This is a genomic window from Bhargavaea ullalensis (assembly GCF_042432615.1).
Classification (GTDB): domain Bacteria; phylum Bacillota; class Bacilli; order Bacillales_A; family Planococcaceae; genus Bhargavaea; species Bhargavaea ullalensis.
On sequence record NZ_JBHLWY010000008.1, the window covers coordinates 78,785 to 89,554 of the forward strand.

Below are 10,770 nucleotides of genomic sequence, written 5' to 3' on the forward strand. Positions count from 1 at the left end.
AAAGGCGGCCGGGGGCGAATGTCGGGATAAGGGCGGTGAATGTCGGGATCGGGCGGTTGAATGTCGGGATAGCGGTGATGAATGTCGGGATAAAAGGCGGCCGGGGGCGAATGTCGGGATAGGGACGGCGAATGTCGGGATCAGGCGGATGAATGTCGGGATAGGGGCGATGAATGTCGGGATAGAAGGCGGCCGGGGGCGAAAGTCGGGATAGGGACGGCGAATGTCGGGATCGGGCGGTTGAATGTCGGGATAGGGGCGATGAATGTCGGGATAGAGGTGACCTCCGGCCGCCGTCGGTCCGCCGCCTCCCAATGACCGCTCCGGATAGCCGGAAATCGTTGTTGCCCGGCCCGCTCCGCTCCGCCCTTCTCCACAAAAATTCCCCCGTATGACGACACCCCGTTTGTGCTATAGTCAAAGGAAGAAGTTGAAATTTTCGGGTAGGGGTGTCGAGAATGAATGTATTGCCGTTCATCATGGTGCTGCTCGGGGCCGTCCTTTGGGGAACGACCGGGACGGCGCAGACGTTTCTGCCGGAGCATGTCCATCCGATGGTCGTCGGGACGTTCCGGCTGGCGGGCGGCGGGCTGGTGCTCCTGCTTGCCGCGCTGTCGATGCGGCAGGTGCGGTTCGGTGACTGGGCATGGGGGCCGACGATTCTGGCGGCGGTCGCCATGGCGGCGTTCCAGCCGTTTTTCTTCGGATCGGTGCGGCTGACGGGCGTGGCGGTCGGGACGGTGACGGGGATCGGGAGCGCGCCGGTGTTTGCGGGGCTGCTGGACTGGATTCTCCTGAAGCGGCGCCCGGCGAAAAAGTGGATGCTCGCGACGACGCTGGCGATCGGAGGCAGTGCGCTTCTGCTGCTGACCGGCGATAATGTGTCGGTGAATCCGGCGGGCGTGGCGCTTGCACTCGGGGCGGGTCTGACGTTCGCCGTTTATTCGATGATGAGCAAGACGGTTCTTGAATTCGCGGAGCCGTCCGCGGCAGTCGGGGTCGTCTTTACGATCAGTGCGCTCCTGCTGTCGCCGGTGCTGTTCATCTTTCCGCTTGACGGCGTGGCGACCCGGGAAGGAATATCGGTCGTCCTGTATATCGCGATCGCCGCGACGGCCGTGGCTTACTTCCTATATACATCCGGCCTGAAGGCGCTCCCCGCATCGACGGCGGTGACGCTTGCGCTTGCAGAACCGCTCACGGCTGCGATCCTCGGCGTGCTCATCGTCGGCGAACGGCTCGGATTCTTCGCCTGGACGGGGATCGGGCTCATCCTCGCCGGGCTCATCGTTCTGGCATTCGGAGGGAAACTGAAGACGAACGAAGAAAAACAGATCGAGCGGCTGCGCAAGGGCATCGACCGGGCCAAGGAACTGGACCGGGACATCAGACCATGAAAAAAGCGGACGGCCTCAACCGGGCCATCCGCTTTCTTTGACTTTCCGCATTCTGTTCAACCGCTTCCGATCAACCGCTGTCCGGGTCGTCCGCCCTGAGCCATTCCTCATGGCTCAGGCCGTCTTTTTTCTTATCTGAGCCGCCGCTCCGGTTTTGCTTTTTGGCCGCGTCGTTCTGGCCGATCACGCCGAGGTCATCGACGCTGATGTCATAGCCGTAGCCGTATTCTTCGCGGTCCTTCGTGCTGCCGGGCTTGTTCTCTTTGTTCCTCTTCTGGTTCTTGTCCAACTCCATCACCTCAAAAACAGTATGGACCAATTCCCCCGGATCCTTTCTTAAGAATTTCTTCATTTTTTCACTCCGACTTTCTTCATGTTTGGGCGGTACAATAAAACCAATGAAAGGGGCGCTATGCGATGGAACAGCTCACCGTGCTGGTCGTCGACGATGACCGGGAGATCCGGGAAGGGATCGAGATCTATTTAAGAAATGAAGGCTACCGCGTGCTGTCGGCGGGGGACGGCCGCGAGGCGCTTGACCTTCTGGAGCGCGAAGACGTCCACCTGATCATCCTCGACATCATGATGCCGAACATGGACGGGATCCAGGCGACGTTCCGCATCCGGAACTCCCGCAACATCCCGATCATCATGCTGAGCGCAAAGTCCGAGGAGACCGACAAGATCCACGGACTGTCGGTCGGCGCCGATGACTATGTGACGAAGCCGTTCCATCCGATGGAGCTCATGGCGCGGGTGAAATCCCAGCTGCGCCGCTACGTGACGCTCGGCACGCTCGGCAATGAAGGCGGCCTGATCCGGGTCGGCGGCCTTGAACTCGACCCGGATTCAAAAAGCCTGTCGGCAGACGGCGAGCCGGTGAAGCTCACCCCGATCGAATACCGGATCACCGAACTGCTTATGCAAAACGCCGGGCGCGTGTTTTCGATCAACGAGATCTATGAACGGGTGTGGAATGAAGAGGCGTACAATGCGGACAACATCGTCGCCGTCCACATCCGGAAAATCCGGGAGAAGATCGAGACGGATCCGAAGAACCCGAGGTACTTGAAGGTGGTGTGGGGAATTGGCTACAAAATCGAAAAGTGACCGGGTGTGGATGATTCTTTCGGTGGCGGCGATTGCGGCGGCCGTGGCGAGCCTTTTGTACTGCTCGGGGTTCATCTCGGACTTTCTTGACCGCCGGGGCGCCGGGGAAGCGATTGCGATGCTCCGGCAGATGATGAAAGGAAGTGCCCTCTGATGGAGAAGGGAAAATGGATGCAGGCGGTGTGGGTGCTGCTTGCCGCGTTCAGCCTGTTTGCGCTGATGACGCTGATCGAGACCGGGCCGCGGATCGTCGGGAAAGACTACACCGAGACAGAGGAGTTCAAGTCGTCCGCGCGGTTTTTTATGGACAACATCGGCCCGTACGTCCTGAACCCGCTTGATCCGGACAAGGCAAAGGAAGAGATCCGCGTTTCGCCGGATGAAATCGATGCGCACCGCTATGAATACGGCGATCTGGATGCACAGCTGGAATCGATCCGGGTCCAATATGAAGAGCGGCTCACAAAAGCGGAAAATGACGAGCAGAAAAATGCGCTGACCGAAGAGCGTGACCGGAAGATGGACGACATCCGGGAGAACTTCACCGATGATGAGCATGTGGCCAAAAAAGTCCGGGCCGAGAAAGCAAAAGACATTGATCAATACATGTACCAGCTCAGAGAAAATATGAATTCATTCAAAGACACGGCCAGTCCGTTCTCCTATGAACTGACCGACACCGAGACCGGCAAGACGTACCGGAGCGGCAATGTCGGCGAGAATTCGGTGTATCAGTGGGACTTCAACAGGGAAAACGGATACTTGAAGGCCTCACAGATTGCGGATGACTTGAATTACAGCGGGAATGTAGCCGAAATGATCCCCGATGAAGTGCGGACGTTCGAGGGGATCGTCACCGTGCCGGCGTCTGTCTTGAAAGACGCCTCGCAGAGAGTGTGGGACGGCGTGTATCATAACGACGACACGCTCGCCTGGGGATACGCACAGTTCAAGGCGGAACGGACCGCTTATACGATCCTCTGGATTGCCGGCCTGATCGCCGCGGTCCTGGCGCTCACCGTTTTCAAATTCCGTGCGGCGCCGTGGACCGACAATCCGCTCGTCGCCCGCTTTGACCGGTTGCCGGCCGACATTGCCGTCGCCGGAGGAGGACTCGCCGCGATCATCGGGCTGATGAGCAATGAAGCATTGAGGGCGCGGTTCATGATGTTCGTGGCCAATCCCGGCAACAGTTACCGGTTCCGCGATCTGTTCTTTCAGTTCCAGCTGCTGCTTTACCTGATCGACTTTGCCGCGTTCGTCTTTGCGGCGGTGAACCTGTACGGGAGATTCCAAGAGCCCGGCCGGTTCACCCGCGATCTCGACGGGGCGTACGTCCGGAAAGCGGCCGAAGATGCCCGTCACTTCTTCCTCAACCGGAAGCTTGGCACGCAGATGCTCATCCTGCTGGCTGTCGTCTTCCTGGCCGGCGTCGGGTTCGGCGGGGCCACGCTCATGCCGTATCTGTTTGCAGTCTGGCTGCCGCTGTTCGTGTTCATTGCGCTGCCGGTGCTGCTGTTCATGCTCCGGCGGACCGGCTACTTGAACCGGATCATCGATGCGACCGGGCGGCTGGCTTCCGGGCAATACGCGGAAGAAGTGCCGGTCCGGGGCCGGTCGCCGTTTGCCCGCCACGCCGCCGACCTGAACAAGCTGCGCGAAGGCGTCGAACTGTCGATGTCCGAGCAGGCAAGGAGCGAGCGGCTGAAGACGGAACTCATCACGAATGTGAGCCACGACCTCCGGACCCCGCTCACGTCGATCATCACCTACACGGACCTTCTGAAAAATCCGGAACTGACGCCGGAGGAGCGCGCCGAGTATGTCGGCGTGCTTGACCGCAAATCGCAGCGCCTGAAGACGCTCATCGACGACTTGTTCGACGTCTCGAAAATGGCGACCGGCAACATCGAGCTTGACCTCCGCCGTCTGGATCTCGTCGAACTCGTTCGGCAGGCGATCGCCGAGCACAATGAAGAAATCACCGCATCCGGCCTTGAGTTCCGGACGAATCTTGCGGATGGGCCGCTGCATGCGTCCGTCGACGGCCAGAAATGGTGGCGCGTCATCGACAACCTGCTCATGAACGCGCTCAAGTACTCGCTGCCGGGCACCCGGGTGTACATTTCGCTCGACGCGCTGCCGGGACCGACGCCGGTCTCGCCGCCCGACATCCGATTCAGCATGAAAAACGTCTCCCGCTTCGAGCTCGGCGACAGTGCGGATGACCTGTTCGAACGGTTCAAGCGCGGCGACGCGTCCCGCCACACCGACGGGTCGGGCCTCGGCCTGGCCATCGCCCAGTCGATCGTCGACCTGCACGGCGGCCAGATGACCATCGACCTCGACGGGGACCTGTTCAAAGTGACCGTCACCGTGCCGGGGGTTTGATTCAATGAAAAAAGGAACTTCCGCCTGATCGGGCGGGAGTTCCTTTTTATATCGAGCAGATTAATACCGCAGGATCACCGTCTGCAGCAAATCCGGCAGCTGTCCCGGCAGCTCCTGCAAATAGATGGCCCCCATGAACAACACCCAAACAATCAGCGGGACGAGCAGTGCGGACAGCGGTTCATGCCAGCTGAACACGGCTTTCCGGCGGCCGAGAAGACGGTCAACCGCAAATCCGAGCAGGCCGGCCGCTGCGCCGTACCAAAGAAGTGGGAGTCCGAAGACCGCGTGGAGCAAGCCGGACAGCCACGGCTCCGCGTTCGTCCTGCCGATGCGGCGGGCCAGCTTCCCGGCCACATGATCGGCCGCCAGCGAAGCCGGCACGCCGTAGATGAGGATGACGGGGAAGCTGTACATCAGATAAACCGGCGTGCTCAGGGAAAACAACCGAAGATAGTCCAAGACGGAGCGGATCGGCTCGCCGAACGGATTCGGCACGATCAGGCCGAGCAGAACGGCGAACATGGCGGCCGAAAAAGATGCGGCAATGATTTTGCGCCGGAACGCCATGTCCCAGCCGGTCATTTCGCCTCCTCGACAGTGAGGCCGTCCCGTTCATTAAACTTTGCGTTCACCCAGGCGGTGCCGTCCGGGATTTTTTCCATCTTCGTCGTCCGCGCTCCTTTGCCTGATTCATCTTCACTCCAGGCAATCGCAAACCCGTTTGCGCCTTCCCATTCGTCCTCCGTCAAATCGAACCATATGACTTCGCCCTGCCCGAACGGACTGCCGTCCGCATTGATGACGGATTCACCTTCCAGGCGTTTGCCATTTTTGAACAGGATCAGCTGTACGTGGCGGATCGGGTTGTCCGAAGTGAATTCCACCGACAGGCCGGAGCCGTGTTCTTCTGCTGTTGTCCCTTTCGCGCCGCACCCTGCCGCCAAAAGCAGGAAGACGAGCGCCACCCATCCCCATTTTTTCATTTTCCCAACCTCCGATCGTCATTTGTAAATCAGAATTGCGCCGATGATCAGCACCGCCAGATCCGCCGCCATATGGATGATCCATGACGGCAGGATCGTGCCGACGCGGCCGTTCGCCAGCTGGAAGATGATGCCGCCCGCCGCAAGCCCCGCGACGGCGAGCAGCAGGATCGGCAAGCTGAACCACGCCAGGAAGATCGACACGTGATAAACCGCGAACAGCAGGGGCGGAACGATCAGCCCGAGCCGAGGCCGGTCCCGGAACTGTGCCGGCAGCACGCCGCGGAAAAAGAACTCTTCCAGCAATGAATTGCCGAATAGGATGTACAGCGCCACAAACGGATAAACCGCTCCCGTCACGCCGGCCCGGCCGGCAAGGTCCCCGACAAGCGCGTCGGCGTCGATGAACGGGCGTAGAAGGAAAAACGCGGCAAAGACGGCCGCCATGACGCCCGCCCCGACGAAGAGCGCGCGCTTCAGCCTGCCGGGATCTGTGCGGCTGAACTTCATGAAAAGCCGGGCGTCTTTTCGGAAAACGAGCAGCGGCAGTGCCAGGAACAGAGCGGCTTTTGCGGCAGTCTTCCATAGATAAGGCACACCTAGCCCCTGCTCGATCCACAGCAACACTGCAATGCCGGCAACCGCCAGGATGAGTCCCCTCCGCATGCCGCCACCCCCTTTTTCTGAATAAGACGGTATTTTCGCGCACGGGTTGCACGGATGCCGGGCCTCAGGGCGGATCTCCGATTAGCCTTCTTTCTCCGGGGGTATCATTATCAAAAGGAATTGTGAAAGAAGGCGTGCCCATGTTCAAAAAACGGTGGCTGGATATCCCGGTCGGATACCGGCGGCTGATCTTCCTGATGGCCGCGACGGCCGTATTGCTCGGCACGGCAGTGATCGGGTTTATGGCGCTGGAGGACCTGAGCTTTTTTGATTCGCTCTGGATGACGATCATCTCCGTCATGACGATCGGGTACGGGGACATGTATCCGGTGACCGACGAAGGCAGAAAGTTCGCTTTGTTCCTGGTGCCGCTCGGAGCGGGAATCGTGACGTACGCCCTCGGAACGTCGGCATCTTATTTGATTGAAAAACAGCTTTCGGAGAAAGTGTGGGAAAAGCAGATGGACAGAGAAATTGAAAAGCTTGAGGACCATATCATCATCTGCGGCTTTGGGAGAGTCGGCAAGCATGTGTACCGGCAGCTTCGCCAGCAGGAGGAAGAAGTGAAGATCCTGTGCGTCCATGACGATGAAGAAGAACTGCTTCAGGTGATCGACCGCGGAACCCTCCGGCTTATCGGAGATCCGACCGACCATGACATCCTCGACAAAGCCCGGATCAACCGGGCCAGGGGGCTCATCGCCGCGGTCGACAACGATGCGGACAATGTGTTCATCACCTTGACGGCCAAGGGGATCAATGAGGATCTGAAGGTCGCAGCACGCATTGAGAAGGAAGGATCCGAAGAAGTGCTGCTGCGCGCCGGTGCCTCCCGCGTCATCAACCCGTCCAGCCTCGGCGGTCGTGAGCTGGCCATGTCCGTGCTGAAGCCGGCCGGTACGGATTACATCAACAACCTCATGCGGGCGGACAAAAAAGACTTTGTCGTCGGGGAGTCCACGCTCGAATCCGGATCGCCGCTCATCGGAAAGACGCTGGAAGAATCCCATCTCCGCCGCGACTACGGGTTCACGCTGCTGGCGATCATGCGCGGCGAAGAAGTGATCTCCAATCCGGATCTTGACGTGTGCTTTAAGGAGGGAGACACGCTCCTCGTCGTCGGCGATGATGACTGCATCCGCGACCTGAACGAACGCGTCGGCGGCTGCACACCGGAGATGGAAGAACAGAAGATCAACCAAAATCCGGACTGGGGTAACTGAGGCCCGGTGTTTATTTGAACCAGCCGGACAGCAAAAGGTTTACCGCTCTCTATTAGCAGGAATAGTCAGGGTAGATTACTATACTGCTAAAACAGGAGGGCATTGCACATGATTGATGGCTGGAATTACAACCGGTATCTCGACTGGCTACCGGAGCTGCTTTTGGGGATCGTCATCCTCATCGTCGGTTACATCATCGCAAAAATTGTTGAAAACCTGATCGACAAAGGCCTTCGCAAGTCGCGCCTTGACGAGCGCGTCAATATGACGAAGGACAAGACCAAGTGGACACCGACGAGAATCATCTCGAAGGTCGTTTTCTGGGGAATCATCCTGTTCACCTTCATGCTGTTCTTCAATAAGGTGAACATGGGGCCGGTTGCCCAGCCGTTCGCTGAAATCTTTGCCGGTTTCGCCGGTCTCGTGAAAGGCGTCATCAAAGCCGGACTCATCCTGCTCGTCGCCTGGGTGCTCGCGACACTCGCGAAAAAAGGCATCCAGATGCTCGGCGGCAAGGTGAACTTCAATAAAGTCCTGTCCAGGACCGGCCAGGAACCGGCCGATGTCAACAAGTCGAAATGGGTGGACACGGCGGCGAACGTCGTCTTTTATCTCATTCTCCTCCTGTTCGTCCCGGCGATCCTCGCCGCGCTTAACCTCGGCGGCATCAGCGGCCCGTTCGAAGGCATGCTCCACAGCTTCCTCGCCTTCATCCCGAACCTCGTCGGCGCGGCGCTCATCTTTGCGGTCGGCTACCTCGTCGCCAAAATCGTCCGCGACATCCTGACGAAGTTCCTCGAAGCGGCGGGGCTCAACAAGCTCGCCCAGCGCATGCACGTTTCTGATTACGTGAAGGGGACGAGCCTGGCGAAAGCCGTCGGCACGATCGCCTTCATCCTGATTATGATCCCGGTGACCATTTCGGCACTGGAAACGCTCAACATCCGGGGCATCTCGGAACCGGCAATTGCGATGCTCAACGACATCCTCACGATGATCCCGAACATCGCGGTGGCGATCCTGCTCATCCTGGCCGGCGTCTACCTCGCCAAATGGATCAAAGGCATCGTCATTTCGCTGCTCGACAACCTCGGGCTGAATTCGCTTGCCGGCAAGATGGGCATGAAAGAGTCCGGCAGCCCGTCCCTGTCGCTCTCGAACATCATCGGCACGATCGTCCAGATCATCATCATCGTCATGTTCGCGGCGGAAGCCCTCCAGATCGTGAACCTCGACTTCATGACCGGACTCGCCACTGCAATCTTCGCTTATCTGCCGATGGTCATCGCCGCGGTCGTCATCCTGGCGGTCGGATTCTGGCTTGCGAACCTTGCCGAGCGCTTTGTCGGCAGCATCCTGAAAAACGCTTCAGGCGAGCCGCACGTCCTGCGCTACGTTGCGAAATATGCGATCCTCGCGTTTGCCTTCTTCATGGCGATCAGCCAGCTCGGCATCGCACCGATGATCATCAACACCGCGTTCCTGCTCATCCTCGGCGGCCTGGCGCTCGCATTCGGCCTGGCATTCGGACTCGGCGGACGCGAACATGCCTCCCGCTACCTGTCCAAGATGGAAGCGGATCTCCAGCAGACGGAAGTGTCCAAAGAGGACTGGGAACAGGAAAAGCAGCAGATGAAACAAGAAGAAGAATCGGCCAAACAGCAGGCCAAGCAAGGCATGCAGCAGTCGAAGCGTGAAGCCCGCCGAACGAAGGAAGACATCCAGCAAGAGGCGAAGCGGAGCGCAGAACGCGGCAAAAACAATGCCACGGGTATGACCGGCGCCGGCCCGGCGGATACTGACATCACGGGCGGAGCGGCACCCGGCCGATACGACTCCGGCATTGACGACGCCAACTTCACCCGCCCGCTCGACCAAGGGGAAGGAGAAGATGATCATGAACGATAAGCACAAAGACTATCCGAACAAGCGCGACTACGACCCGCAGCGCGGAGACCGCAACGAAGGAGAACTCCCGCTCGCCGATCCGTCCGACTCCGACCACACGCACGAATTCCGCGAAAACGCGAAAGACAAAACCGGCCAGAACGACGAATCGGCATTCGGCAACACCGAAGACAAGATCTTGGAAGAAGAAGAGCAGCAGGCCCGCCGGCCGGAAAAACCGTCCGACCCGGGCTACAACGCCCACTCCCCGAACGAGGAATTCCCGGGGAAGCCATAAGCCTGCAGGAAAACCGCCGTCCCGAAATGGGGCGGCGGTTTTTCAATGCAAGGCGTTTCGTTGCAAATGGATGTCCGGTTCAGGGACAATGAAAGGGAATCCATCCAGACAGGAGGAGTTTCACATGGCAACGATTCAACAGATGAATTTTGCAAGAACCTACACACTCGGCCAGTTGAAGAAACTTGCCGAGGCGGACTGGGACGAAATCCCGGCCGGCTTCCACAACAACGTCCGCTGGAACGCCGGGCACATTTTCGTTTCCCTTGAAGGCTTCACAAAAGCCATCGCTCCCGACTATGACGTCCAACATCCTGACTGGACGCCGCTGTTCACGACGGGCACGAGCCCGTCCGGCTGGAACGGCAACGCCCCGTCGAATGAGGAACTGCTGGATGCCCTGAAAACCCAGACCGGCCGCATCGCCGACACACTCGAGGGAAAGCTCGATTCCTCCATTGCGAACCCCCTCAACCTCGGCGGCCATGAACTGAAAACCGGCGACGCCGTGCTCCAGTTCACCGTCTGGCACGAAGGCGCCCACGCCGGCCTCCTCAACGCCTTCTCCCACATCCTGAATCAATGAAAAAAGGCTGCCGGCGGGCAGCCTGAACTGAACCCCGAAATACGGACACTTTAAAAAAAGTCCGGTTTCGGGGTTTTTGCGTGCTTGAAAACTTCGTTATACTGGACACAAAGTTGAACGGAGGAGATCAAATGGGTCGCCAATCTTACAATGAACAGGTTCGCAGAATACTGGAGGGAAATCCGAACGTCCGCCATGTAAGCGAGAAAACCATCCAATACACACC

12 protein-coding genes are annotated in these 10,770 nt (G+C 59.0%); 8 read left to right on the forward strand and 4 right to left on the reverse strand.

Annotated features, from left to right (window positions below; all coding sequences use genetic code 11):
• Window positions 1–458 precede the first annotated feature (458 nt).
• Complete coding sequence (locus ACFFIY_RS02275; RefSeq protein WP_354196772.1) at window positions 459–1,397, forward strand: EamA family transporter; 939 nt, start codon at window positions 459–461, stop codon at window positions 1,395–1,397.
• A 70-nt stretch (window positions 1,398–1,467) separates the two neighbouring features.
• Here the strand turns inward: ACFFIY_RS02275 and ACFFIY_RS02280 are convergent, their stop codons facing one another.
• Complete coding sequence (locus ACFFIY_RS02280) at window positions 1,468–1,749, reverse strand: hypothetical protein (RefSeq protein WP_354196774.1); 282 nt, start codon at window positions 1,747–1,749, stop codon at window positions 1,468–1,470.
• Window positions 1,750–1,814: 65 nt separating this feature from the next.
• On the opposite strand from ACFFIY_RS02280, the gene ACFFIY_RS02285 reads away from it, so the two are divergent.
• The 3 genes from ACFFIY_RS02285 to ACFFIY_RS02295 are packed head-to-tail and all read left to right on the forward strand — an operon-like array spanning window position 1,815 to window position 4,898.
• Window positions 1,815–2,507, forward strand: coding sequence for a response regulator transcription factor (locus ACFFIY_RS02285; RefSeq protein WP_354196776.1), 693 nt, complete (start codon window positions 1,815–1,817; stop codon window positions 2,505–2,507).
• Window positions 2,485–2,661, forward strand: a complete 177-nt coding sequence (locus ACFFIY_RS02290; RefSeq protein WP_354196778.1) for a hypothetical protein — start codon at window positions 2,485–2,487, stop codon at window positions 2,659–2,661. The genes ACFFIY_RS02285 and ACFFIY_RS02290 overlap by 23 nt, the downstream gene beginning before the upstream one ends.
• Complete coding sequence (locus ACFFIY_RS02295) at window positions 2,661–4,898, forward strand: sensor histidine kinase (RefSeq protein ID WP_354196780.1); 2,238 nt, start codon at window positions 2,661–2,663, stop codon at window positions 4,896–4,898. The genes ACFFIY_RS02290 and ACFFIY_RS02295 overlap by 1 nt, the downstream gene beginning before the upstream one ends.
• A gap of 60 nt (window positions 4,899–4,958) precedes the next feature.
• On the opposite strand, the gene ACFFIY_RS02300 is transcribed toward ACFFIY_RS02295, so the two are convergent.
• The 3 genes from ACFFIY_RS02300 to ACFFIY_RS02310 are packed head-to-tail and all read right to left on the reverse strand — an operon-like array spanning window position 4,959 to window position 6,550.
• Window positions 4,959–5,483: a hypothetical protein gene (locus ACFFIY_RS02300; protein WP_354196782.1), complete on the reverse strand. Its 525-nt coding sequence runs from the start codon at window positions 5,481–5,483 to the stop codon at window positions 4,959–4,961.
• The gene (locus tag ACFFIY_RS02305) at window positions 5,480–5,884 is read right to left on the reverse strand and encodes a hypothetical protein (RefSeq protein WP_354196784.1); all 405 of its coding nucleotides are present in this window, start codon (window positions 5,882–5,884) and stop codon (window positions 5,480–5,482) included. Before ACFFIY_RS02305 ends, ACFFIY_RS02300 begins: the two co-directional genes overlap by 4 nt.
• 18 nt (window positions 5,885–5,902) lie before the next feature.
• The gene (locus ACFFIY_RS02310; protein ID WP_354196786.1) at window positions 5,903–6,550 is read right to left on the reverse strand and encodes a CPBP family intramembrane glutamic endopeptidase; all 648 of its coding nucleotides are present in this window, start codon (window positions 6,548–6,550) and stop codon (window positions 5,903–5,905) included.
• Window positions 6,551–6,690: 140 nt separating this feature from the next.
• On the opposite strand from ACFFIY_RS02310, the gene ACFFIY_RS02315 reads away from it, so the two are divergent.
• The 4 genes from ACFFIY_RS02315 (at window position 6,691) to ACFFIY_RS02330 (ending at window position 10,544) form a co-directional block, all read left to right on the forward strand.
• Window positions 6,691–7,773, forward strand: a complete 1,083-nt coding sequence (locus ACFFIY_RS02315) for a potassium channel family protein (protein WP_354196787.1) — start codon at window positions 6,691–6,693, stop codon at window positions 7,771–7,773.
• Window positions 7,774–7,881: 108 nt separating this feature from the next.
• Entirely contained in the window at window positions 7,882–9,681 is a 1,800-nt protein-coding gene (locus ACFFIY_RS02320; RefSeq protein ID WP_354196788.1) for a mechanosensitive ion channel, read from the forward strand.
• Complete coding sequence (locus ACFFIY_RS02325) at window positions 9,671–9,958, forward strand: hypothetical protein (RefSeq protein WP_354196789.1); 288 nt, start codon at window positions 9,671–9,673, stop codon at window positions 9,956–9,958. The genes ACFFIY_RS02320 and ACFFIY_RS02325 overlap by 11 nt, the downstream gene beginning before the upstream one ends.
• A gap of 124 nt (window positions 9,959–10,082) precedes the next feature.
• Window positions 10,083–10,544 carry a DinB family protein gene (locus ACFFIY_RS02330; RefSeq protein WP_354196790.1) on the forward strand — a complete coding sequence of 154 codons (462 nt, stop codon included), beginning with the start codon at window positions 10,083–10,085 and terminating at the stop codon, window positions 10,542–10,544.
• Window positions 10,545–10,770 lie beyond the last annotated feature (226 nt).